This window comes from Streptomyces sp. Tu 3180, from assembly GCF_009852415.1.
Lineage (GTDB): Bacteria > Actinomycetota > Actinomycetes > Streptomycetales > Streptomycetaceae > Streptomyces.
The window spans coordinates 6,248,187-6,271,420 of sequence record NZ_WOXS01000002.1; the positions used below are offsets into that span (position 1 = coordinate 6,248,187).

The 23,234-nt window shown below is 72.9% G+C and carries 19 protein-coding genes; 15 read left to right on the forward strand and 4 right to left on the reverse strand.

The annotated features are described in order from the left end of the window. The first annotated feature begins 86 nt into the window (after positions 1–86). From GL259_RS28945 to GL259_RS28960, 4 genes are read left to right on the forward strand one after another with little or no spacing between them, the layout of a single operon-like run. Positions 87–1,388, forward strand: a complete 1,302-nt coding sequence (locus GL259_RS28945; protein WP_159536230.1) for an extracellular solute-binding protein — start codon at positions 87–89, stop codon at positions 1,386–1,388. Positions 1,389–1,398: 10 nt separating this feature from the next. Beyond that, positions 1,399–2,355: a sugar ABC transporter permease gene (locus GL259_RS28950; RefSeq protein WP_159536231.1), complete on the forward strand. Its 957-nt coding sequence runs from the start codon at positions 1,399–1,401 to the stop codon at positions 2,353–2,355. Continuing rightward, positions 2,352–3,170: a carbohydrate ABC transporter permease gene (locus GL259_RS28955; protein WP_159536232.1), complete on the forward strand. Its 819-nt coding sequence runs from the start codon at positions 2,352–2,354 to the stop codon at positions 3,168–3,170. Before GL259_RS28950 ends, GL259_RS28955 begins: the two co-directional genes overlap by 4 nt. After that, positions 3,167–5,548, forward strand: coding sequence for a glycoside hydrolase family 3 N-terminal domain-containing protein (locus GL259_RS28960; protein WP_159536233.1), 2,382 nt, complete (start codon positions 3,167–3,169; stop codon positions 5,546–5,548). The genes GL259_RS28955 and GL259_RS28960 overlap by 4 nt, the downstream gene beginning before the upstream one ends. Before the next feature lie 91 nt (positions 5,549–5,639). Here GL259_RS28960 and GL259_RS28965 read toward each other — a convergent pair whose 3' ends face one another. Beyond that, positions 5,640–6,404: a GntR family transcriptional regulator gene (locus GL259_RS28965; protein WP_159536234.1), complete on the reverse strand. Its 765-nt coding sequence runs from the start codon at positions 6,402–6,404 to the stop codon at positions 5,640–5,642. Between the two features lie 373 nt (positions 6,405–6,777). Here GL259_RS28965 and GL259_RS28970 point away from each other — a divergent pair, with 373 nt between their 5' ends. The 4 genes from GL259_RS28970 (at position 6,778) to GL259_RS28985 (ending at position 11,460) form a co-directional block, all read left to right on the forward strand. Beyond that, positions 6,778–8,055, forward strand: a complete 1,278-nt coding sequence (locus GL259_RS28970; protein WP_159536235.1) for an extracellular solute-binding protein — start codon at positions 6,778–6,780, stop codon at positions 8,053–8,055. 88 nt (positions 8,056–8,143) lie between these two features. Next, positions 8,144–9,130 carry a sugar ABC transporter permease gene (locus GL259_RS28975; RefSeq protein ID WP_159536236.1) on the forward strand — a complete coding sequence of 329 codons (987 nt, stop codon included), beginning with the start codon at positions 8,144–8,146 and terminating at the stop codon, positions 9,128–9,130. After that, positions 9,127–9,957, forward strand: coding sequence for a carbohydrate ABC transporter permease (locus GL259_RS28980; RefSeq protein WP_159536237.1), 831 nt, complete (start codon positions 9,127–9,129; stop codon positions 9,955–9,957). The genes GL259_RS28975 and GL259_RS28980 overlap by 4 nt, the downstream gene beginning before the upstream one ends. A gap of 9 nt (positions 9,958–9,966) precedes the next feature. Continuing rightward, complete coding sequence (locus tag GL259_RS28985) at positions 9,967–11,460, forward strand: glycoside hydrolase family 3 protein (RefSeq protein ID WP_159536238.1); 1,494 nt, start codon at positions 9,967–9,969, stop codon at positions 11,458–11,460. Between the two features lie 209 nt (positions 11,461–11,669). Here GL259_RS28985 and GL259_RS28990 read toward each other — a convergent pair whose 3' ends face one another. Next, entirely contained in the window at positions 11,670–12,692 is a 1,023-nt protein-coding gene (locus GL259_RS28990) for a hemolysin family protein (RefSeq protein ID WP_159536239.1), read from the reverse strand. Continuing rightward, on the reverse strand, positions 12,689–14,035 hold the full coding sequence (locus tag GL259_RS28995) for a hemolysin family protein (protein ID WP_159536240.1): 1,347 nt from the start codon (positions 14,033–14,035) through the stop codon (positions 12,689–12,691). Before GL259_RS28995 ends, GL259_RS28990 begins: the two co-directional genes overlap by 4 nt. 329 nt (positions 14,036–14,364) lie before the next feature. Here GL259_RS28995 and GL259_RS29000 point away from each other — a divergent pair, with 329 nt between their 5' ends. The 4 genes from GL259_RS29000 to GL259_RS29015 all read left to right on the forward strand — a co-directional run bounded on the left by GL259_RS29000 (position 14,365) and on the right by GL259_RS29015 (position 17,467). Continuing rightward, positions 14,365–14,760: a cell division protein SepF gene (locus GL259_RS29000; RefSeq protein ID WP_159536241.1), complete on the forward strand. Its 396-nt coding sequence runs from the start codon at positions 14,365–14,367 to the stop codon at positions 14,758–14,760. Positions 14,761–15,008: 248 nt separating this feature from the next. After that, on the forward strand, positions 15,009–16,364 hold the full coding sequence (locus GL259_RS29005; RefSeq protein ID WP_159536242.1) for an ATP-binding protein: 1,356 nt from the start codon (positions 15,009–15,011) through the stop codon (positions 16,362–16,364). Continuing rightward, the gene (locus GL259_RS29010; protein ID WP_159536243.1) at positions 16,357–16,731 is read left to right on the forward strand and encodes a nucleotide pyrophosphohydrolase; all 375 of its coding nucleotides are present in this window, start codon (positions 16,357–16,359) and stop codon (positions 16,729–16,731) included. Before GL259_RS29005 ends, GL259_RS29010 begins: the two co-directional genes overlap by 8 nt. Positions 16,732–16,996: 265 nt before the next feature. Next, on the forward strand, positions 16,997–17,467 hold the full coding sequence (locus tag GL259_RS29015; RefSeq protein ID WP_159536244.1) for a DUF6099 family protein: 471 nt from the start codon (positions 16,997–16,999) through the stop codon (positions 17,465–17,467). Between the two features lie 83 nt (positions 17,468–17,550). Here the strand turns inward: GL259_RS29015 and GL259_RS29020 are convergent, their stop codons facing one another. Beyond that, positions 17,551–17,733, reverse strand: coding sequence for a hypothetical protein (locus GL259_RS29020; RefSeq protein WP_159536245.1), 183 nt, complete (start codon positions 17,731–17,733; stop codon positions 17,551–17,553). A 198-nt stretch (positions 17,734–17,931) separates the two neighbouring features. Between GL259_RS29020 and GL259_RS29025 the strand changes: the two genes are divergently transcribed. From GL259_RS29025 to GL259_RS29035, 3 genes are all read left to right on the forward strand, one after another. Beyond that, the gene (locus GL259_RS29025; RefSeq protein WP_159536246.1) at positions 17,932–18,855 is read left to right on the forward strand and encodes an LLM class F420-dependent oxidoreductase; all 924 of its coding nucleotides are present in this window, start codon (positions 17,932–17,934) and stop codon (positions 18,853–18,855) included. 171 nt (positions 18,856–19,026) lie between these two features. Then, positions 19,027–20,496 (forward strand): 3' terminal RNA ribose 2'-O-methyltransferase Hen1, encoded by a 1,470-nt coding sequence (locus GL259_RS29030; protein WP_159536247.1) that lies wholly within the window; start codon positions 19,027–19,029, stop codon positions 20,494–20,496. Beyond that, on the forward strand, positions 20,493–23,084 hold the full coding sequence (locus GL259_RS29035) for a polynucleotide kinase-phosphatase (RefSeq protein WP_159536248.1): 2,592 nt from the start codon (positions 20,493–20,495) through the stop codon (positions 23,082–23,084). The genes GL259_RS29030 and GL259_RS29035 overlap by 4 nt, the downstream gene beginning before the upstream one ends. The last annotated feature ends 150 nt before the right edge of the window (positions 23,085–23,234 follow it).

Consider the following 23,234-nt stretch of genomic DNA (forward strand, 5'->3'; position numbering starts at 1 on the left):
GACCATTGACCAAAAATCCGGTCGGACTTTACTGTCCGACAGCATGGACTTTCGGCAAAGGTGTCGAAACTTTCGAAAGGCGAACGATGAAGACACGTGCGCGCTTGCCCAGACTGGTCGCCTGCGGTGCGACGCTCGCCCTCGCACTGAGCCTCTCGGCCTGCGGTGACGGGAACGGCGGGGCGTCGGACGACGGCAAGATCCATGTCCTGGTCTACGGGGACGCCACCAACAAGGTCGAGAAGCAGATCGTCGACACGTTCAACAAGACGTCCGACGTCAAGGTGGTCCTCGACACCATCCCCGGTGCGGACTACCAGAAGAAGCTGCAGACGATCATCAACACCCCGCAGGCCCCGGACATCTTCTTCAACTGGGGTGGCGGCAGCATCAAGCCGTTCGTCAAGGCCGACCTGCTGATGCCGCTCGACGACCTCATCAAGAAGAACCCGGACCTGGAGAACAAGTTCCTGCCGTCCGTCTTCAACAACGCCGTGGTCGACGGCAAGCCGTACGGCATCCCGATGCGCGGCACCCAGCCGGTCCTGCTCTTCCACAACAAGGCGGTCCTCGACAAGGCGGGCGTCAAGCCGCCGAAGACCTGGAACGAGCTGCTCGACGCCGTCGGGAAGCTCAAGGACACGGGCGTCACCCCGATCGCGCTCGGCGGCGGCGACGTCTGGCCGACGCAGATGTGGTTCCAGTACCTCTACGACCGCATCGCCGGACCGGAGCTGTTCGCGAAGGCCGTCGGGGGCGACAAGAGCGCCTGGGAGAGCGCGGACAGCAAGAAGGCCCTGGACATGATCAGGGAGCTCGTCGACGCCGGCGCCTTCGGCGAGAACTACGACTCCGTCAAGTACACCAACGGCAGCTCGGTCCAGCTGGTGGCCTCGGGCAAGGCCGGCTTCGAGCTGATGGGGTCCTGGTACTACTCCCAGCAGCTGACGGACCACGAGGAGTTCGCGGAGAAGGACCTCGGCTACACCGCCTTCCCGGCCGTCGAGGGCGGCAAGGGCGACCCGAAGAACGTCGCCGGCAACACCAACAACTACTACTCGGTGATGAAGAAGACCAAGCACCCCGAGGCCGTCGCCGAGTTCCTGAAGCTCATGTACTCCGACGACTTCGTCAAGGCGCAGCTGGACATCGGCAACCTGCCGACCACGACCAACACCGACAAGTTCATCGAGACCGCGGGCAACGCCGAGTACTCGCGCTTCCAGTACGACCTCGTCGCCGACGCCCCGTCGTTCCAGCTGTCCTGGGACCAGGCGTACCCGCAGAAGGCGAGCTCGGACTTGCACAAGGCCATCCAGCAGTTCTTCAACGGACAGCTCGACACGGACGGCTTCATCAAGGCCATGCAGGCCCTCCCGACCGAGTGACGAACGGCTCATGACCACAAAGACCACGAGCGCTCCGCCCGCCGCCGGACCCCGCAAGGGGCCCCGGCGGCGGCCGCCCGCCTCGTCCGCAACGAAGGTGGGACGCCCCGGCTTCGCCTGGGCGCTGCCCGCCGCAGTGTTCTTCGCCCTCTTCGCGATCGTCCCGCTGGTCATGGTGGCGGTGCTGTCCTTCATGAGCTGGGACGGGATCAGCCCGCCCGAGTTCGTCGGGACGGACAACTGGTCGCGCCTGATGGACGACCCGGTGATGCTCAAGAGCATCTGGCTGACCCTGCTCCTGACCGTGCTCGGCGTGGTCATCCAGACGCCGCTGAGCATCGTGCTCGGCGTCTGGGCCGCCGGTCACCAGCGCAACCGGGCCGTGCTGTCCGTCATCTACTTCATCCCGCTGCTGCTGTCCGCGACGGCCGTCTCCGTGCTGTGGCGGGCCCTGCTCGACCCGAACTTCGGCATTCCGGCCGAGGCCACCTGGCTGTTCGGCGACGGCAACCTGTTCGGTGAGCAGGCCACCGCCATCGGGGTGCTGGCGTTCGTCAGCACCTGGCAGTTCACCCCCTTCCACACCCTGATCTACCAGGGCGCCGCCCGCGCGATCCCGCAGGTGCTGTACCAGGCGGCGGAGATCGACGGGGCGGGCCGCTACCGGCAGTTCTTCCACATCACACTGCCGCAGCTGCGCAACTCCATGATCACCTCGATGATCCTGATGATCGTCGGCGGTCTGACCACCTTCGAGACCGTCCTCATCCTGACCCAGGGCGGCCCCGGCACCGACACCACCATCAGCGCCTACTACATGTACGACAAGGCGTTCAAGAGCTTCGACTACGGCACCGGCTCCGCCATCGCCCTGGCCCTGGTCGTCGCGTCCACGATCATCTCGCTGATCGTCGTCCGGGTCTCCGGCTACGACAAGATGCGCAGCTCCATGGAGGGTGTGTCATGAGGCGCCGACCGAACTACGTGGCCGGCGTCGGCTCGCTCTTCTGGCTCTTCCTGGTCGGCCTGCCGCTGTACGTGATGCTCGCCGCGACCCTGCGCACCCGCCAGGACTACGCCGAGAACGGCCCGGTCTCGATCCCGGACAGCTTCACCCTGGACAACTACACCGGCGCCTTCGACTCCGGCTTCGGCCAGTACTTCTTCAACACGCTCGTCGTCACCGCCTGCGTGATCGGCATCGTGCTGCTGCTGGTCCCGCCGCTCGCCTACGCGATCGTCCGCAGCCGCGGCCGGACCACGTCGGCGATCTTCCGGCTGTTCCTGCTCGGCCTCGCCATCCCGGCCCAGGCCGTCATCGTGCCGATGTTCTACCTGATCAGCGAGGCCGGGCTGTACGACAACCTGCTCGGCGTCATCCTGCCCACGGCCGCGTTCTGCCTGCCGATGTCGGCGCTGATCCTCAGCGGCGCGATGCGCGACATCTCCCCGGAGCTGTACGAGGCCATGGCCATGGACGGAGCCACCCCACGGCGCATGTTCTTCCAGCTCGTGCTGCCGCTGTCGCGCGGCGGACTGTCCACGATCGTGGTCTTCTCCGCGCTCCAGGCCTGGAACGGCTTCCTGTTCCCGCTCGTCCTGACCCAGTCCGACTCCACCAAGGTGGTCACCCTGGGTCTGTACAACTTCCAGACCGAACACGGCATCGACATCCCCGGTCTGCTGGGAGCCGTGGTGCTGTCCATGGTGCCCATCCTGCTCGTCTACCTGTTCGCCCGTCGCGCCCTGGTCCAGGGCCTGATGGGCGTCGGAGGAAAGTGACCGCCAACGTGGCCGTTGAGACCACCCCCGAAGTCCCCCTCTGGAACGACCCCGCCCACTCCGTCACCGCCCGGGTGTCCGCGCTGATCGACGCGATGACCCTCCAGGAGAAGATCGCCCAGCTGTACGGCGTGTGGGTCGGCGCGTCCGACGAGGGCGGCGAAGTGGCCCCCCACCAGCACGACATGGAGGAGGCCGTCGACCTCGACGCCCTCCTGCCCACCGGACTGGGCCAGCTCACCCGCCCCTTCGGCACCGCCCCCGTCGACCCGGCGCTCGGCGCGCTCTCCCTGCTGCGCACCCAGGCCCGCATCGCCTCGGCCAACCGCTTCGGCATCCCCGCCGTCGCCCACGAGGAGTGCCTGGCCGGCTTCGCCACCTGGGGCGCCACCGCCTATCCCGTCCCGTTGTCCTGGGGCGCCACCTTCGACCCGGACCTGATCCACCGCATGGCCGGCGCCATCGGCCGCGACATGCGGTCCGTCGGCGTCCACCAGGGCCTCGCGCCCGTCCTGGACGTGGTGCGCGACGCCCGCTGGGGCCGCGTCGAGGAGACCATCGGCGAGGACCCGTACCTCGTCGGCACCATCGGCACGGCCTATGTGCGCGGCCTGGAGGAAGCCGGGATCGTCGCCACCCTCAAGCACTTCGTCGGCTACTCGGCCTCCCGCGCCGGGCGCAACCTCGCGCCCGCCCCGCTGGGCCCGCGCGAGCGCGCCGACATCCTGCTGCCGCCCTTCGAGATGGCGGTCCGCGAGGGCGGCGCCCGGTCGGTGATGCACTCCTACACCGACACCGACGGCGTGCCCGCCGCGGCCGACGAGGACCTGCTGACCGGGCTGCTGCGCGACACCTGGGGCTTCGGCGGCACCGTCGTCGCCGACTACTTCGGCATCGCCTTCCTCAGGACGCTGCACGGCATCGCCGCCGACTGGGCGGACGCCGCCGGGGCCGCGCTGCGGGCGGGCGTCGACGTCGAGCTGCCCACCGTCAAGACGTTCGGGGAGCCCCTCGTGGAGGCCGTCACCGCCGGCCGCGTGCCGGAGGCGGTGATCGACCGCGCCCTGCGCCGGGTGCTCACCCAGAAGGCGGAGCTCGGGCTGCTCGACCCGGAGTGGAGCCCCGTGCCGCCCGCCCTCGACGGCGTCGACCTGGACGACCCGGACGCCCTGCGCGGCAGGATCGACCTGGACGGCCCCGCGAACCGCGAGCTGGCCCGCGCGGTGGCCGAGGAGGCGGTCGTGCTGCTGAGCAACGACGGCACCCTGCCGCTCCACCGGCCGCGCCGCGTCGCCCTGGTCGGCCCCAACGCCGACGAGCCCACGGCCGTCCTGGGCTGCTACTCCTTCCCGCAGCACGTCGGCGTCCACCACCCCGGCACCCCGCTCGGCGTCGACCTGCCCACCCTGCGCGCCACCCTGGCCGCCGAGTTCCCCGACGCCGAGTTCACGGTCGTGCGCGGCACGGGCGTCGACGACGGCGACGTCTCCGGCCTCCCCGAGGCCGTCCGGGCCGCCCGCGACGCCGACGTCGTCGTCGCCGTCCTGGGCGACCGCGCCGGGCTGTTCGGCCGCGGCACCAGCGGCGAGGGCTGCGACGCCGAGTCGCTGGCCCTGCCCGGCGCCCAGCAGGACCTGCTCGACGCGCTGCTCGACTCGGGGACACCGGTGGTGACGGTGCTGCTCGCGGGCCGGCCCTACGCCCTCGGCCGCGCCGTGACGGAGGCCGCCGCGATCGTGCAGTCCTTCTTCCCCGGCGTCGAGGGCACCGCCGCCCTCGCCGGGGTGCTCAGCGGGCGGACCGCCCCGTCGGGCCGGCTGCCGGTGAGCGTGCCGCGCGGAGCGGGCAGCCAGCCGAGCACCTACCTCGGCGCGCGGCTCGCGCACGCCAGCGAGGTGTCCAACATCGACCCGACGCCCGCCTTCGGCTTCGGCCACGGCCTCACGTACACCACGTTCGACTGGAGCGACCTCGTGGTGGACGCCGGGGAGGCGCCCACCGACGGCGCGTTCTCGCTGGCGCTGACCGTCCGCAACACCGGTGACCGGCACGGCACCGAGGTCGTCCAGCTCTACCTGCACGACCCGGTCGCCTCCGTCGTCCAGCCGGTGCAGCGGCTCATCGGCTACACGCGGGTGCCGTTGGCCCCCGGTGAGGCGCGCAGGGTGAGCGTCACGGTCCCGGCCGACCTCGCCTCCTTCACCGGCCGCGACGGCCGCCGCGTCGTGGAGCCGGGTGAACTGGAGCTGAGGCTCGCCGCGTCCAGCACCGACCCGCGCCTGACGGCGACGGTCACCCTGACCGGCCCGGAACGCCACGTGGACCACACGCGGCACCTGCACGCCGTCTTCGGCCAGGAGACCGCCGCCGGCGCCTGAGCCGCCGCCGGCGCACGAGCGGTGTCCCCCGGGGGGAGATCCCCCGGGGGACACCGCTGTCCTGTCCCCTCGTCAGGGAGCGCCGGCCGGGTCAGGGCGCCGGCCGGGTCAGGACCGCCGTGAACCGGTAGCGCGAGCCGCGGTACACCGAGCGGACCCACTCCACCGGCGTCCCCGTCTCGTCCCGGGAGTGGCGGGACAGCAGCAGCATCGGCAGGCCCACGTCGGTGGCCAGCAGCCCGGCCTCCCGCGGGGTGGCCGGGGACGTCTCGATGGTCTCGTCGGCCTCCGCCGGGCGCACGCCGTACACCTCGGCGAGCGTCGTGTAGAGCGAGGTGCGGCGGGCCAGGTTGCGGCGCAGGCCGGGGAAGCGCCGTGCGGACAGGTGGGTCGTCTCGATGGCCATGGGCTCGCCGCCCGCCAGCCGCAGCCGCTCGATGCGCAGCACCCGGTCGCCGCGCCCCACTTCGAGCAGGGCCGCCAGCTCCTCGTCCGCGGCGACGTACCCGATGTCCAGGACCCGTGAGGCGGGTTCGAGCCCCTGGGCCCGCATGTCCTCGGTGTACGAGGTCAGTTGGAGCGTCCGGTACACCTTCGGGCGCGCGACGAAGGTGCCCTTGCCCTGGATGCGGTCCAGGCGGCCCTCGCTGACGAGTTCCTGCATGGCCTTGCGGACGGTGGTGCGCGAGGTGCGGAACTCGACGGCGAGGAAGCGCTCGGCCGGCATCGGCGAGCCCGGCGGGCGCGCCTCGGTCATCCGCAGGAGCCGCTGCTTGATGGCGTAGTACTTCGGGACGCGGCCGGTGCGGCCGGGTGCCCCCGACTCGGCCTGGGCGCTGCTGACGTCCGTGCTCATGACCTGCCTTCCGGCTGCGGTGTCCGGCGCGCGGACGGCAGGGGCCGGCCGCGGTGCACGTCGGCGGACCGCCGGGTTCGGCGCCGCACGCTCGGCGAACCCGTTATAACCGTGCGTCCTCTTTTTGGTCTAGTCCAACTGTCGACGCGTAGGGGTTTGGGGGGAGTTCGGGCGTCCGGCGGGGGTGTCGGAGTCGTTACCGGCGAGGGCGGACACGACCCTTGACAGGGCCATAGGTCTAGGCCAAGCTCCCCTTGCTGGTCTAAACCATTTAGGGGAAGCCGGGTCCCAGCCCGCCGAGCTGTTGCGCCGTTTGTGAGGGTCACCGCCGAGGGCGTGGGTGTGCAAGGCAATTCCTGAGGAGGGGTGGCGCGTGAAGCGCAAGCTGATAGCCGCGATCGGGGTCGCGGGCATGTTGTTCTCCGTCGCTGCGTGCGGCGGCGACGGCGGTGACGAGGGCGGGAAGACCGGCGCGGACGGGTACGCCGGCCAGACGCTCACCGTGTGGGTGATGGACGGCTCCTCGCCGGACCAGTGGCAGAAGGACCTCGCCGCCGAGTTCGAGGCGAAGACCAAGGCCAAGGTCAAGTTCGAGGTCCAGCAGTGGAACGGCATCCAGCAGAAGCTGACCACCGCGCTGTCCGAGGAGAACCCGCCCGACGTCTTCGAGATCGGCAACACCCAGACCCCGGCCTACGCCAAGACCGGCGGCCTCGCCGACCTCGCCGACCTCAAGTCCGAGATCGGCGCCGACTGGACCGCGTCCCTCAACGAGTCGTCCGTCTACGAGGGCAAGCAGTACGCGGCGCCGTGGTACTTCGCCAACCGCGTCGTCCTCTACAACAAGAAGGTCTGGGCGGACGCGGGGCTGAAGGACACCCCCAAGACCCGCGACGAGTTCTACGACGCGCTCAGGACGATCGGTGACAAGACCGACGCCGAGCCGATCTACCTGCCGGGCCAGAACTGGTACCACTTCGTCGGCCTGGTGATCGGCGAGGGCGCCGAACTGGTCAAGAAGGACGGCGACAAGTACGTCTCCAACCTCGACGACCCCAAGGTCGCCGCCGCCATGGAGACCTACAAGAAGTTCCAGTCCCTCTCCGAGGCCCCCAAGGACAAGGACGAGGCCACCCCGCAGCAGGGCGAGGTCTTCGCCAAGGGCAATGTCGGCGCCTTCATCGGCATGGGCTGGGAAGCCGGCATCGCCATCAAGGCCAACCCGAAGATCGAGAAGGAGATCGGCTACTTCACCATCCCCGGTGCCACGGCCGACAAGCCCGAGGGCGTCTTCCTCGGCGGCTCCAACCTCGCCGTCGCCGCGGGCAGCCAGAAGCAGGACCTCGCCAAGGAGTTCCTGAAGCTCGCCCTCTCCGACAAGTTCGAGGGCCAGCTGGCCAAGCTCAACGGCGTCATCCCCAACAAGGAGTCGCTGCAGAGCAACCTCAAGGGCAACGCCCCCGCCGAGGCAGCCGCGCCGGCCGCCGCCGTCGGCGGCACCACGCCGCTGATCCCCGAGTGGGCCGCGGTGGAGAACGCCCCCAACCCGATCAAGACGTACATGACCGCCGTGCTGAACGGCAAGTCCCCGGCCGAGGCCGCCGAGCAGGTCGAGGGCGAGTTCAACAAGCGCCTGGCGCAGCAGCAGTAGAAGCGCACGCGCTCCGACCGGGGCGGGGGCCGGCCGACGCGACGGCCCCCGCCCCGCGTTGAGCACGCCGAGAAGAGAGATCGCGAGCATGACCGTGCAGACCGAACGGCCGCCCTCCGGCCCGGCGGACGTCCGCAAGGCGGACGACGGGGGACCCGGCAGGCCGACACCGCGAGCCGCGTCGCGCGCCGGCGCGCTCGTCCCGTACCTGTTGCTGCTGCCCGCCTGCGCGGCCACCGTGCTGCTGCTCGGCTGGCCGCTGCTGAAGGACGTGCTGCTGTCGTTCCAGAACCTCAACATGGCGCAGCTGATCCAGCACGTCACCGAGTGGAACGGCGTCGACAACTACAAGGACGTCCTCACCGGCGAGGACTTCTGGAGGGTCACCCTCCGCTCCATCCTGTTCACGGCGGCCAACGTCGCCCTGATCATGCTCCTGGGCACGCTGATCGGCCTGCTGCTCGCCCGCCTCGGCACGTGGATGCGGTTCACCCTGATGATCGGCCTGGTGCTGGCCTGGGCCATGCCCGTCGTGGCCGCCACCACCGTCTACCAGTGGCTGTTCGCCCAGCGCTTCGGCGTCGTCAACTGGGTCCTGGACAAGCTCGGCTGGCACTCCATGGCCGACTACAGCTGGACCAGCAGCCAGATGTCGACGTTCTTCGTCGTCACCCTGCTGATCGTGTGGATGTCCGTCCCGTTCGTCGCGATCAACCTCTACGCGGCGACCACCACCATCCCGAAGGAGCTCTACGAGGCCGCGTCGCTCGACGGCGCCGGCGCCTGGCGGAGCTTCACCACGGTCACCCTGCCGTTCCTGCGGCCGTTCCTCTACGCGACGACCTTCCTGGAGATCATCTGGGTCTTCAAGGCGTTCGTCCAGGTCTTCACCTTCAACGGCGGCGGCCCCGACCGGCTCACCGAGATCCTGCCGGTCTACGCCTACGTCGAGGGCGTCGGCAACCAGCACTACGGCATGGGCGCGGCGATCGCCGTCCTGACCATCCTGATCCTGCTCGGCCTGACCGCCTACTACCTCAGGATCGTGCTCAAGCAAGAGGAGGACGAGCTGTGAAGCGCTCGCTCTTCGGCCGCCTGTGGCCCAACGTCACGGCCGTCGTCCTGTTCGCCGGCCTCGTCTTCCCCGTGTACTGGATGTTCGCCACGGCCTTCAAGCCGACCGGCGACATCATCTCGGAGGACCCGGTCTGGTTCCCGACCGACTTCACCTTCGAGCACTTCAGGACCGCCACCGGCGTCGACAACTTCTGGACGTTCGTCCGCAACTCGCTGGTCGTCACCGTCCTCGCGGTCGTCTTCTCGCTGATCATCGCCCTGGTCGCGTCCTTCGCCCTGGCGCGGATGCGGTTCAGGGGGCGGCGCGGCTTCGTCATCGGCTTCATGCTCGCCCAGATGGCGCCCTGGGAGGTCATGGTCATCGCGATCTACATGATCGTGCGGGACGCCTCGATGCTGAACAGCCTGGTGCCGCTCACGGCCTTCTACACGATGATGATCCTGCCCTTCACCATCCTGACGCTGCGCGGCTTCGTCGCCGCCGTGCCCAGGGAGCTGGAGGAGGCGGCGATGGTCGACGGCTGCACCCGCCTCACCGCGTTCCGCCGCGTCATCCTGCCGCTGCTCGCGCCCGGCCTGATGTCCACCTCGATGTTCGGCTTCATCACCGCCTGGAACGAGTTCCCGCTCGTGCTGGTGCTCAACAAGGAGGCCGGGGCGCAGACCCTGCCCCTGTGGCTGTCCAGCTTCCAGACCGTCTTCGGCAACGACTGGGGCGCCACCATGGCCGCCTCGTCCCTCTTCGCCGTCCCGATCCTGATCCTCTTCGTCTTCCTGCAGCGCAGGGCCGTCAGCGGCCTCACCGCGGGCGCCGTGAAGGGATAACGCCACCCGATGACCACACTCACCAGTGGTTCGACCGACACCCTGACCCGGGACGTCCTCACCGTCCTCCAGCCCGGATTCCCCGGCACCACCGCCCCCGACTGGCTGCTCCGCCGCCTCGGTGAGGGCCTCGCCTCGGTCGGCCTGTTCGGCCGCAACATCGCCACGCCCGGGCAGCTCGCCGCCCTGACCGCCCGGCTGCGCGCCGAACGCGACGACGTCCTGGTCGCCATCGACGAGGAGGGCGGTGACGTCACCCGCCTGGAGGTGCGCACCGGCTCCTCCTTCCCCGGCAACCACGCGCTCGGCGCGGTGGACGACGTGTCCCTCACCCGGGAGGTGGCCGCCGAACTGGGCCGCCGTCTCGCCGCCTGCGGGGTCGACTTCAACTGGGCGCCCTCGGCCGACGTCAACGCCAACCCCGACAACCCGGTGATCGGCGTGCGGTCCTTCGGCGCCGACCCCGCCCTGGTCGCCCGGCACACCGCCGCCTACGTCACCGGCCTGCAGTCGGCGGGCGTGGCGGCCTGCACCAAGCACTTCCCCGGGCACGGGGACACGGCCGTCGACTCCCACCTCGCGCTGCCGCGCATCGACGCGGGCCCGGCCCTGCTGGCCGAGCGGGACCTGGCCCCGTTCCGCGCGGCGATCGCCGCCGGCACCCGCGCGGTGATGAGCGCCCACCTGCTGGTCCCGGCCCTGGACCCGGACGGCCCGGCGACGCTGTCCCGGCCCATCCTGACCGAGCTGCTCCGCGGCGAACTGGGCTACGACGGCCTGATCGTCACCGACGGCATGGAGATGAACGCCATCGCCGGCACCTACGGCATCGAACGCGGCAGCGTCCTCGCCCTCGCGGCCGGCGCGGACGCGATCTGCGTGGGCGGCGGCCTGTGCGACGAGGGCATCGTGCAACGCCTCCAGGACGCGATCGTCGCCGCCGTCCGCTCCGGCGAACTGCCCGAGGAACGGCTGGCGGACGCCGCCGCCCGGGTCCGCGCCCTGGCCGACTGGACCACGCGGGCACGGCGGTCCCCGGCCCCGCCGGCCGGGTCCGATCCGGAGATCGGCCTCACGGCGGCCCGCCGCGCGGTGACCGTCACCCGCACCCTGCCCACCGCCCCGCCCACCGGACCGGTCCACGTGGCCACGTTCACCCCGGTCGCGAACATCGCCGTGGGCGACGAGACGCCCTGGGGCGTCGGCGCGGAGCTGGAACGGCTGCTGCCGGGCACCAGCACCGGCTTCTTCTCCGGCCCCGACGCCGGTGAACAGGCGCTGAAGGCGGCCGAGGGCCGGCGCGTGGTCGCCGTGGTCCGCGACGAGCACCGGCATCCGTGGATGCGCGCGGCCCTGGACACCCTGCTCGCCGCCGACCCGGACACCGTGGTCGTGGAGATGGGCGTACCGCAGTCCGCCCCGCGCGGCGCCCTGCACATCGCCACCCACGGCGCGGCCCGGGTGTGCGGGGTGGCGGCCGCGGAAGCGGTCGTCGCGGGCTGACGCGCCGGCGCGGCGGTCCGGGCGGTACGGCCCGGACCGCCGCGCCGTGTCCGTCACGACCTCATGCCGTCAGGCAGAAGTGCGGCATGCCGTCAGGGGTGCGGCTTCCTCCCCCGGCGGGCGGGGCGGCCGGCCTCGCGACGCGGGCCGCCCGGCTCCGCGGCCGCCGGGGGCGCCACAGGAGGCACGGGCGGCGGCCGCCCACCGGCTCAGCCCGCGGGCGCCGGCTGCATCAGCCGGGCCAGCAGGTCGTCCAGCGTGACCATGCCCGTCAGCCGTCCCGCGTCGTCGCGGACCACCGCCAGGGTGGTCCGGCGGCGGCGCAGCGCGTCGATCGCGTCGGCGACCGTCGCGGTGTCCGTCAGCTCCGGCACCGGGCGGGCCAGCTCGCGGGCGCGCGTGGCCCGGCCGCGGGCCCGGGCGACCAGGGCGTCACGGGCGTGCACCGCGCCGAGGACCGCGGTGCCCTCGCGGACGAGCAGCCGGGTGCGGTCGTGGGCGGCGGCCACCCGCAGCAGCTCGTCGACGCCGGCGTCGCCGTCGACCGAGGTGATCCGCGCGGCCGGGACGCACAGCGCGCCGACCGGGGTCTCGGGCTCGGTCAGTGAGCGCGTGAGCAGCTGCGAGTCCGTCCGGCTGATCAGGCCGAGCCGCTCGGACTCGGTCACCAGGTGGGTGAGCTGTTCGCGGTCGTGGACGGAGGCCGACGCGTCGCGAGGGGTGACCCGGCACAGCCGCACCAGGCCGTTGCTCACCGCGTCGAGCAGCCGGATCAGCGGCCGTACGGCCCTCACCAGCGCCCGGAAGGGCGGCGACAGCAGCATCGCGGAGCGCTCGGGACGGGCGATCGCCCACGACTTGGGCGCCATCTCGCCGATCACCATGTGCAGGAACACCACCACGATCATCGCGACGGCGAACGCCACGCCGTAGCTGAGCGCGGCGGGCAGGCCCAGCCGGTGCAGCAGCGGGTCGAGCTCGTGGGAGATCGCGGGCTTGGACACCGAGCCCAGGCCCAGGGTGCACACGGTGATGCCCAGCTGGGCGCCGGCCAGCATCAGCGACAGCTCGCGCATGCCGGCCAGAGCCGCGCCGGCCCCGCGCCGTCCCTCGGCCGCCGCCTTCTCCATGCGGTGCCGCCTGGCGGCGACCAGCGCGAACTCGGCCGCCACGAAGAACCCGCTGCCGGCCAGCAGCAGCACGGTCACGAAGAGGGCCGTCGGGAAACTCATGAGCGCTCCTCGGCCGTCGTCCGCTCCTCCACCAGGGGGGTGATCCGCACGCGCTCGGCCACGTGCCGGTCGAGCGTGCGCACGTCGATCACCGCGCCGCCGCCCGTGGGCAGCCCGACGGTGACCCGGTCACCGACCGCGGGGAAGCGGCCCAGCCGGTCCACGACCAGTCCGGCCACCGTGTCGTAGTCGTCCTCCTCGGGCAGGTGCACGCCGGTCGCCTCGGCCACCTCGTCCAGGCGGCGCCCGGCGTCCACGAGCCAGCCGTCGCCGTCCGCGACCGCCGGCTCGACGACCTCGTCGGACTCGTCGGCGATGTCACCGACCAGTTCCTCGGCGATGTCCTCGTAGGTGACGACGCCGGCCACGCCGCCGTGCTCGTCCAGGACGACGGCGAACTCGTCGTCCCGCTCGCGCATCCGCGCCACCGCGTCGGGCAGCGGGAGCGTGTCCGGCAGCAGCAGCGGCCGGCGGGCCACCGCGCCCGCGGTGGCGGCGGACAGCCGGCCGGCGGGCAGCGCCGTCAGCTCGCGCACGCCCAGCACGCCCGCGACGTCGTCGGGGTGGTCGCCGAGCACGGGGTAGTTCGAGTGGCCGTGGACGGCGATCAGGCCGACCGCCTCGTCGGCGCTCGCGTCCCTGCGCACGAACACGGCGTCCGCGCGCGGCACCATCACCTCGCGCAGGGTGCGCTCGGAGAAGTCCAGCGCGTGGTCCAGCAGGGTGGCGGTGCTCTCCGGCAGCGCGCCCCGCTCGTGGGACTCGCCGATCAGATGGCCCAGCTCCTCCAGCGTGGCGCCGTGGTGCAGCTCCTCGACGGGCTCGATGCCGACGCGGCGCAGCAGCCGGTCGGCCGCGCCGTCGAAGACCCGCACGGCCGGCCCGACGACCTTCAGGTACGCCAGGGTGGAGCCGGCCAGCGCCTTCGCCAGCCGTTCCGGCACGGCGATCGCGAGGTTCTTCGGGGCCAGCTCGCCCAGCACCATCTGCACGACGGTGGCGAGGACGAAGGCCAGCACCACGGAGACGCCGCTCACGGCCGCGTCCGGCAGGCCGAGGCCGGACAGCGCGGGGCGGAGCAGCGCGGACACCGACGGCTCGGCGACGAAGCCGACGACCAGACCGGTGACGGTGATGCCGAGCTGGGCGCCCGACAGCATGAACGACAGCCGCTGCAGCACCTTCAGGGCGCGGGCGGCCCTCCGGTCCCCGGCCTCGGCCTCACGGGCGAGCGCGAGCCGGTCGGCGGAGACGTAGGCGAACTCCTGCGCGACGAAGTAGCCGGTGCCGGCGGTGAGCACGAACACGGCCAGCAGGCCCGGCAGGGCTTCGGCGGCACTCATCGAACACCACCCCGCCGGGTGCCGCGGTCAACAGTGCTGTGGCGGGATGGTCCGGGACTGTGTCCCGGGGGGTCCGTCGGTCTGGCGGACAAGCGGATGACTCCTCACGTGTGGTCTGTACCGAATGCAACGGCCGGGGCCCGGCCCGTGTTCCCGAGTGCCGGCGAGCGGCCCGCGCGCCCACCGGAGGGCCGCGCGGGCACGCGTCGCGTCGTGCGGGCCCGGCGGGAGGCGCCCCGGGACGGCGGACCGTGTCGGTGTTGGGCCGAACGGGTGGTCATGCGTAAGAATTGCCCGATGCAGACAGCCAGTGCGACCCAGGACGGAGCATGCCGGTGAACAGCCACGATGTCACCGACGAACAGTGGGAGGGGCTCGCCCAGGTCGTGCCGCTGCGGGGTCGTGACGCCTGGCCGTCCGCAGTGGGCCACCGGTCCCTACCCGAGGCCGAGACCGAGGCGCGCCGCCGCTTCGTCGTCCTGCGGGTGAACGTGTTCGCGGACGCCCGCGACGTCGCCGAGACGCTGATGGCCGGGATACCGGTGCTGCTCGACCTGACCGGGGCGGAGACGGAGGTCGCCAAGCGGGTCCTGGACTTCAGCACCGGAGTCGTCTTCGGCCTGGCGAGCGGGATGCACCGCGTGGACCGCAACGTGTTCCTGCTGACCCCGGCCGACACGGAGGTGACCGGCCTGATGGAGGGCGTCGGGGTTCCCGGGGCGTGAGCGGCCGGGGCTCCCGGAGGACGGGTCCCCGGAGCTCCCCGAGGACGAGCCGCCGGGTGCCGTGCGGGGCCGCGGGTGCCGGGGGCCGCCCGGGGCGGCGCGCGGCGCGTGGGGGACCGGAGGGCCGCGCGGGGAGGCGCGTGGGGTGTTCGGGGGCGTGAGCGGCCGGGGAGGACGCGTCGCCCGATCGTAGGAAGGCCACCCGAGCGGAACGGTTCGCCCCGCATCGGCCCCTTAGCGTCCCGCACATGACCCCGCCTTCCCCCTCCTCCTCCTCGCCTTCGCCGTCCCCGTCCTCCCCGGCTTCTTCGTCCTCACCGGCCGCCCCGGACACGGACCCGTCGTCCGCGCCCGTGGCCTCGCGCACGAGCCCGGCGCCGTCCCTCCCCGGCCAGGGCACGGCGCCCGCACCGGCCGCACCGCCCACCGGGCCCCCCGGCCGTCCGCGGTCCCTGCCGGGCGTCCGTCCCGACGGCACCGCGGGACACCCCGACCGGCCGCGCGTCACCGAGCTGCTGCTGTCCGCCTTCGCCGGGCATCGCGGCGTCGAGCTCCCCCTCGGGGCGCTCACCCTGCTCGCCGGCCCCAGCGGCAGCGGCAAGACCAGCGCCCTGCGCGCCTACGAGGCCCTCGCCCGGCTCGGCGGCGGGGCCGGGCTCGACGAGGCGTTCCCCGACCCGGACGCCTGCGTGCCGGAGCGGGCCCGGGCCGACGCCCAGCACCGCCGCGGCTTCCGCATCGGCTGCACCGCCGACGGCCCCGAGGGCCCCGTCCGGCTCGAGATCGCCGTACAGGCCGAACCCGAGCTGCGGATCGTGGGGGAGAGGCTCACGGCGGACGGACAGGTCCTGCTGGAGACCGCGCTGCGCGATCCCCGGCGCCGCACCGTGCAGGCCGCCTGGCACACGGCCGGGACGGCCCCGGTGACCCGCGCCCCCCTGCCGGACGACCGGCTCGGCACCGCACTGCTGCCGCTGCGCGTCGCCGGCAAGACGCCCGGACAGCGCAGGGTGCTCGCCGCCGCCGAGCAGATGGTGGTCGCCCTGCGCTCCGTCTTCCCCTGCGACCCCCGCCCCGAGCGGATGCGCGCGCCCGTACCGGCCGGCACCGGCCGGCTGCTCGGCGGCTGCGACAACCTCGCCGACGTGCTGTGGCGCACCCGCGTGGAGTGCGGACGCCGGCACGCGCTCCTCGTGGCGGCGGTGCGCGCCGGATGCGCCGGGCCGGTCGCCGACCTGCTCGCCGAGCCGTACGGCACGGGACGGGTCCGCGCCCTGCTCGCCCGGGGCGACGGCACCCGCACCGATCTGCGGCTGCTGGGCGACGGCGAACTGCGTTACATCGCCCTCGCGCTGGTGCTGCTCACCGGCCCCGGGGTGCTGGAGGTCGACGCACCCGGTGAGGTCCCCGCCGCGCTGCAGACCCTCACGGTGCTCGCGGACGGCCTCGACCGGGGACTGGACCCGCGGCAGCGCGCGGAACTGCTGCGGCTGGCGGCGCGGATGTGCGAGCGCGGGCACATCCGGCTGGTCGGTGCGGTGAGCGACGCCTCCCGGGTCGTGGGGACGGACGGGGCGACGGTGGTACACCTGAACCGTGACTGATCCGGTTGACGACACCTCCCCGGACCCGCCCGCCGGCGGGGAGCCGCGCGGTCCCCTCGACCTGGCGGGACTCCAGCGCCGCCTCGCCGAGTTCGCCGCCGCGCGGAACTGGCAGCCGTACCACACCCCCAAGAACCTCGTCGCCGCGCTCAGCGTGGAGGCGTCCGAACTGGTCGAGATCTTCCAGTGGCTGACGCCCGAGGAGTCCGCCCGCGTCATGGACGACCCCGGCACCGCGCACCGCGTCACCGACGAGGTCGCCGACGTCCTCGCCTATCTCCTCCAGCTGTGCGAGGTCCTCGGCGTCGACCCGCTGGCCGCGCTGGCGGCCAAGATCGACCGCAACGAGCACCGGTTCCCGCTCTGAGCGCGCCGCCCCGGGCCGGGCGCCTCCCGCCCTGCCCGAGAGGCCTGTCCCGCACCGGCCCCCGGGGGCGGGGGGACGGGGAGAGCGCCGGAGCGGTGAACTCCACTTTTACTCTCCGTAGTCAACTGATGAGGTGTGGGCGAATTGTTGTCCACAGATTTCGGTCTTCCTCTGGCTTTTTGTCTCACGGACCCTCACGCTGGGTAATGAGTAAGGGAGTTCAGGCAGACGCGTGGGCAGCGCGTCGGACGGACGGGGGCAGCGCATGGACGCTGTGCGGCTCATCGTGACGAGCAGGCGGGCCCTGGCCGCGGGCGGCGACGTGCCGGAGCTGCTGACCGAGGTGTGGCAGGCGCAGGCCCTCGCGCAGGCGATAGGCAGCCGCCTCGCGGTCGCCGGCCCGCCGGAACTGCGCGGCGAGGCCCTCGGACTGACGGAGCTGGCGGGCCGCGGCTGCGGTGTGCTGGACACCCCCGAGCTCGGCCCGGGGGAACTGCGCGCGGCCCAGCTCACCGAGCTGGGCGAGGCCCGCCAGTCCCTCATGTACCTCGGCGGTCTGCTCGGCGAGGTCGGCATCGCCCTGGTCGGCATCGCCTGCTCCGCGGACGACGAGGCCACGTACTGGCAGTGCATGGAGGCCATCGACGCGGCCGACGAGTCCCGGGACCGCGTCCTGGAGATGCTCCGCAAACTGGCCGACCGCGACCAGGCCCTGCCGGAGCGGGAGGCCGGCTGACCGCGCCGGCTGACCGCACGGGCCCCCGCACCGGCCGACCGCGCCGTCTCCCGTCTCCGCGCGGCGCCGGCCGCACCGCCGGTTCAGCGGGCCCCGCCGCCCTCCCCGGCGTCCGCCCGCCCCGTTCCCGCCGCCTGCAGCTCCGCGTCCAGGGCCGACAGCTCCGCGTTCAGCGCCGCCATCAGCTCCTCCATCCGCTGCACCAGCCCCTGCGGCCGCCCGGCCGCGCCCTGCCGCGGCACGCTCTCTTCGGACTCTTCGGACATCGACGGCCTCCTCGGCCCGTGGCCCCCGGGGAGGCCGGCAACGGATGACGTCCCGGCGCACGGGCCGGCACGGGCGCCGGGTGTTCCGGCTCCGCCCAGGCCAACGATCTTCACCGGAACGGGTCACCGGCCGCGGCCCGCCGGGCGCGCCGGGGGACCCGGCGGAGCCGTCCCGCCCCGGGCGTGCAGGATGGATGCATGGATCTCCGCATCTTCACCGAGCCCCAGCAGGGCGCCACCTACGACACCTTGCTCACCGTCGCCAAGGCCACCGAGGAACTCGGTTTCGACGCCTTCTTCCGCTCCGACCACTACCTCAAGATGGGCTCCGTGGACGGCCTGCCCGGACCCACCGACGCCTGGATCACCCTCGCCGGCCTCGCCCGCGAGACCAAGCGCATCCGGCTCGGCACGCTGATGACCGCCGGCACCTTCCGCCTCCCCGGGGTGCTCGCCATCCAGGTCGCGCAGGTCGATCAGATGTCCGGCGGCCGTGTCGAGCTGGGCCTGGGCGCGGGCTGGTTCGAGGAGGAGCACAAGGCGTACGGCATCCCCTTCCCGAAGGAGAAGTTCGGCCGCCTCGAGGAGCAGCTGGCCATCGTCACCGGGCTGTGGGCCACCGAGGTCGGCGAGACCTTCGACTTCCACGGCACGTACTACGACCTCACGCGGTCCCCGGCGCTGCCCAAGCCGGCCCAGCACAAGGTGCCGGTGCTCATCGGCGGCCACGGCGCGACCCGCACCCCGCGGCTGGCCGCCCGCTACGCCGACGAGTTCAACATGCCCTTCGCGTCCGTCGAGGACAGCGAGCGCCAGTTCGGCCGGGTCCGCGCCGCCGCCCAGGAGGCCGGCCGCGACCCGGGCGACCTCGTCTACTCCAACGCCCTCGTCGTCTGCGCCGGCAAGGACGACCAGGAGGTCGCCCGCCGCGCCGCCGCGATCGGCCGCGAGGTCGACGAACTCAAGGCGAACGGCCTGGCGGGCTCCCCGGCCGAGATCGTGGACAAGATCGGCCGCTACGCCGAGGTCGGCGCCGGCCGGATCTACCTCCAGCTCCTCGACCTGGACGACCTCGACCACCTGGAGCTGATCTCCTCCCAGGTCATGTCCCAGCTGTCGTAACGCGCGCCCGGCCCGAACGGGACCGCCCCCTCCCGGGGCGGTCCCGTTCGCCGTGCCCGGCTGCCCGAATAATTCGTGAGGGCCTTGCGCACCGTTGCCTGTACGTTGGCACCGCGCGCCGGAATTCCGCGCGTACCCGCAGCTCAGAAGGTGTTTCGAGGTGTAACCACCGTGTTCCTCACGATCAGTGCCACCGGCGTCCCCGAACGCCCCGCGACCGACCTCGGTTTCCTGCTCCACAAGCATCCCGGGAAGGCGCAGGCGTTCTCCACCTCCTACGGCACGGCGCACGTCCTCTACCCCGAGGCGGACGCCGGGCGCTGCACGGCGGCGCTGCTGCTGGAGGTGGACGCGGTGGCACTGGTCCGGCGCGGCAAGGGCAAGGGCCGCGGCGGCGCGCCCGACGCGGCACTCGCGCAGTACGTCAACGACCGCCCGTACGCGGCCTCCTCCCTCCTCGCCGTCGCGCTGAGCGGCGTCTTCTCCAGCGCGATGCGCGGCGTGTGCCACGCCCGCCCGGAACTCCCGGGACAGCCGCGCCCGTTGCGCGTCGAGGTGCCCGCGCTGCCCGCCCGCGGCGGCCCCGGACTCGTCCGCCGGCTCTTCGAGCCGCTCGGCTGGACGGTCACCGCCGAACCGGTGGCACTGGACACCGAGTTCCCCCAGTGGGGCGACTCGCGGTACGTGCGCCTGGTCCTGGAGGCGGACACGCTCACCGTCGCCGAGGCCCTGCGCCACCTCTACGTGCTGCTCCCCGTCCTCGACGACGCCAAGCACTACTGGGTCTCCTCCGACGAGGTGGACAAGCTGCTGCGCGCCGGTGAGGGCTGGCTGCCCGCGCACCCGGAGCAGAAGCTGATCACCAGCCGCTACCTGTCCCGCCGCTGGTCGCTGACCCGGCAGGCGATGGAGCGGCTGGAGCTGGTCCGGCTGGCCGAGGCGGACGACACCGACGTCGAGGAGATCGACAACGCCGTCGCGGCGGAGACCGAGGACGGCGCCGAGGAGAAGCCGGCCCCCCTCGCCGTGCAGCGGCGGGAGGCGATCGTCGCCGCGCTCCGGGCGTCCGGCGCCGCCCGGGTGCTCGACCTCGGCTGCGGCCAGGGCCAGCTGGTGCAGGAGCTGCTGCGGGACCCGTCCTTCACCGAGATCGTCGGCGTCGACGTGTCGGTGCGGGCGCTCACCATCGCCTCCCGGCGGCTGAGGCCGGAGCGCATGGGGGAGCGGCAGGCGGCGCGCGTGAAGCTCTTCCAGGGTTCGCTCGCGTACACCGACAAGAGGCTCCAGGGGTACGACGCCGCCGTGCTCAGCGAGGTGATCGAACACCTCGACCTGCCCCGGCTGCCCGCCCTGGAGTACGCGGTGTTCGGCGCGGCCCACCCCCGCACCGTCCTCGTGACCACCCCCAACGTCGAGTACAACGTGCGCTGGGAGAGCCTCCCGGCCGGCCACGTCCGGCACGGCGACCACCGCTTCGAGTGGACCCGGGAGGAGTTCCGCTCCTGGGCGCGGAAGGTGGCCGAACGCCACCGCTACGACGTGGAGTTCGTGCCCGTCGGACCGGACGACCCCGAGGTCGGACCGCCCACCCAGATGGCCGTGTTCCGGGCCGGGACCGTGAAGGAGGCGAAGGCCGCATGACCACCGGGACCGAGACCCCGAAGCCGCGGGGCCGCACCCTGCCCGTCACCGACCTGTCCCTCGTGGTGCTCGTCGGCGCCTCCGGCTCGGGCAAGTCCACCTTCGCGCGCCGCCACTTCAAGCCCACCGAGGTCATCTCCTCCGACTTCTGCCGCGGGCTGGTCTCCGACGACGAGAACGACCAGAGCGCGACCCGCGACGCCTTCGACGTCCTGCACTACATCGCCGGCAAGCGCCTGGCCGCCGGCCGCCGCACCGTCGTCGACGCCACCAGCGTCCAGCAGGACGCCCGGCGCCAGCTGATCGACCTGGCCAGGCAGTACGACGTGCTGCCCATAGCCATCGTGCTCGACGTGCCCGAGGAGGTGTGCGCCGAGCGCAACGCGGCCCGCGCCGACCGCGCCGACCTGCCCCGCCGGGTCGTCCAGCGCCACGTCCGCGAACTGCGCCGCTCGCTGCGCCACCTGGAGCGCGAGGGCTTCCGCAAGGTGCACGTGCTGCGCGGCGTCGAGGAGATCGAGCACGCCACCGTCGTCACCGAGAAGCGGTTCAACGACCTCACCCACCTCACCGGCCCCTTCGACATCATCGGCGACGTCCACGGCTGCTCCGCCGAACTGGAGTCGCTGCTGGGCAAGCTGGGGTACGTCGACGGTGCGCACCCGGAGGGCCGCACCGCCGTCTTCGTCGGCGACCTCGTGGACCGCGGCCCGGACAGCCCCGGCGTGCTGCGCCGCGTGATGGCCATGGTGAAGTCCGGCAACGCGCTGTGCGTGCCCGGCAACCACGAGAACAAGTTCGGCCGCCACCTCAAGGGCCGCAAGGTCCAGCACACCCACGGACTCGCCGAGACCGTCGCCCAGATGGAGGGCGAGAGCGAGGAGTTCCGCGCCGAGGTGCGGGAGTTCGTCGACGGCCTGGTCAGCCACTACGTCCTCGACGGCGGCAAGCTGGTGGTCTGCCACGCGGGCCTGCCGGAGAAGTACCACGGCCGCACCTCCGGCCGGGTCCGCAGCCACGCCCTGTACGGCGACACCACCGGCGAGACCGACGAGTTCGGCCTGCCGGTGCGCTACCCCTGGGCCGAGGACTACCGCGGCCGGGCGGCCGTCGTCTACGGCCACACCCCGGTCCCGGAGGCGACCTGGCTGAACAACACCATCTGCCTGGACACCGGCGCCGTCTTCGGCGGCAAGCTCACCGCGCTGCGCTGGCCGGAGCGGGAACTGGTCGACGTACCGGCCGAGCGGGTCTGGTACGAGCCGGCCCGCCCGCTGCGCACCGAGGCCCCCGGCGGCCACGACGGGCGCCCGCTGGACCTCGCCGACGTGCACGGCCGCCGGGTCGTCGAGACCCGGCACGCCGGACGGGTCTCCGTCCGCGAGGAGAACGCGGCGGCGGCGCTGGAGGTCATGAGCCGCTTCGCGATCGACCCACGCCTGCTGCCCTACCTCCCGCCGACCATGGCGCCCACCGCCGCCTCGCACCTCGACGGCTACCTGGAGCACCCGGTCGAGGCCTTCGCCCAGTACGCGCAGGACGGCGTCGCGCGGGTCGTGTGCGAGGAGAAGCACATGGGTTCCCGCGCGGTCGCCCTGGTCTGCCGGGACGCCGCCGCGGCCGCCGGGCGCTTCGGCGTCGAGGGCCCGACCGGCTCGCTCTACACCCGCACCGGCCGCCCGTTCTTCGACGACGCGTCCGTCACGGAGGAGATCCTCGGCCGGCTGCGCACGGCGGTCACCGAGGCCGGCCTGTGGGACGAACTGGACACCGACTGGCTGCTGCTGGACGCCGAGCTGATGCCGTGGTCGCTGAAGGCGTCCGGGCTGCTGCGCTCGCAGTACGCCGCGGTCGGCGCCGCCTCCGGCGCGGTCTTCCCCGGCGTCCTGGCCGCCCTGGAGGGCGCGGCGGCCCGCGGCGTCGAGGTGCGGGACCTGCTGGACCGCCAGCGTGAACGCGCCGGCGCCGCCGCCGCGTTCACCCGGGCGTACCGCCGCTACTGCTGGACCACCGACGGCCTGGACGGCGTCCGCCTGGCACCGTTCCAGATCCTCGCCGCCCAGGGCCGCAGCCTCGCCGCGCTGCCCCACGACGAGCAGCTCGCCCTGATCGACCGCATGGTCGAGCACGACGCCTCGGGACTGCTGCAGACCACCCGCCGCCTCTACGTCGACACGACCGACCCCGAGTCGGTGCGCTCCGGCGTCGACTGGTGGCTGGAGATGACCGGACGCGGCGGCGAGGGCATGGTCGTCAAGCCGGTCGGCGCCCTGGTCCGGCAGGGCTCCTCCGGCCCGGGCGCGGCCGGCGGCGGGGGAGAGGGCGGACGTCTGGTGCAGCCCGGCGTCAAGTGCCGGGGCCGCGAGTACCTGCGGATCATCTACGGTCCCGAGTACACCCGCCCGGAGAACCTGGCCCGGCTGCGCACCCGGTCCCTGAACCACAAGCGGTCGCTGGCGATCCGCGAGTACGCGCTCGGCCTGGAGGCCCTGGACCGGCTGGCCGGGGGCGAGCCGCTGTGGCGGGTGCACGAGGCGGTCTTCGGCGTCCTGGCGCTGGAGTCGGAGCCGGTGGACCCGCGCCTGTAGCGGACGCGCACCGCGACCCGGTCCGGCCCGGGCGGGACACCCCGCGCCCGGACCGGAGCCGGGGCACGCGGCGCGGCGGTTCCCGGCCCGCCCGGAACCGCTCCGGCCGCAGTGGGCCGGGTGAGCGCACCGGGTGACGGAAGCGGGCGG

Bases quoted from the DNA above. Each gene is read 5' to 3' on its own strand.
- GL259_RS28945 (WP_159536230.1), top strand. From the start codon at position 87: ATGAAGACACGTGCGCGCTTGCCCAGACTGGTCGCCTGCGGTGCGACG.
- GL259_RS28950 (WP_159536231.1), top strand. From the start codon at position 1,399: ATGACCACAAAGACCACGAGCGCTCCGCCCGCCGCCGGACCCCGCAAG.
- GL259_RS28975 (WP_159536236.1), top strand. From the start codon at position 8,144: ATGACCGTGCAGACCGAACGGCCGCCCTCCGGCCCGGCGGACGTCCGC.
- GL259_RS28985 (WP_159536238.1), top strand. From the start codon at position 9,967: ATGACCACACTCACCAGTGGTTCGACCGACACCCTGACCCGGGACGTC.
- GL259_RS29020 (WP_159536245.1), bottom strand. From the start codon at position 17,733: ATGTCCGAAGAGTCCGAAGAGAGCGTGCCGCGGCAGGGCGCGGCCGGG.
- GL259_RS29005 (WP_159536242.1), top strand. From the start codon at position 15,009: ATGACCCCGCCTTCCCCCTCCTCCTCCTCGCCTTCGCCGTCCCCGTCC.
- GL259_RS28965 (WP_159536234.1), bottom strand. From the start codon at position 6,404: ATGAGCACGGACGTCAGCAGCGCCCAGGCCGAGTCGGGGGCACCCGGC.
- GL259_RS28995 (WP_159536240.1), bottom strand. From the start codon at position 14,035: ATGAGTGCCGCCGAAGCCCTGCCGGGCCTGCTGGCCGTGTTCGTGCTC.
- GL259_RS29025 (WP_159536246.1), top strand. From the start codon at position 17,932: ATGGATCTCCGCATCTTCACCGAGCCCCAGCAGGGCGCCACCTACGAC.
- GL259_RS28990 (WP_159536239.1), bottom strand. From the start codon at position 12,692: ATGAGTTTCCCGACGGCCCTCTTCGTGACCGTGCTGCTGCTGGCCGGC.
- GL259_RS29015 (WP_159536244.1), top strand. From the start codon at position 16,997: ATGGACGCTGTGCGGCTCATCGTGACGAGCAGGCGGGCCCTGGCCGCG.
- GL259_RS29035 (WP_159536248.1), top strand. From the start codon at position 20,493: ATGACCACCGGGACCGAGACCCCGAAGCCGCGGGGCCGCACCCTGCCC.
- GL259_RS29000 (WP_159536241.1), top strand. From the start codon at position 14,365: ATGCCGGTGAACAGCCACGATGTCACCGACGAACAGTGGGAGGGGCTC.
- GL259_RS28955 (WP_159536232.1), top strand. From the start codon at position 2,352: ATGAGGCGCCGACCGAACTACGTGGCCGGCGTCGGCTCGCTCTTCTGG.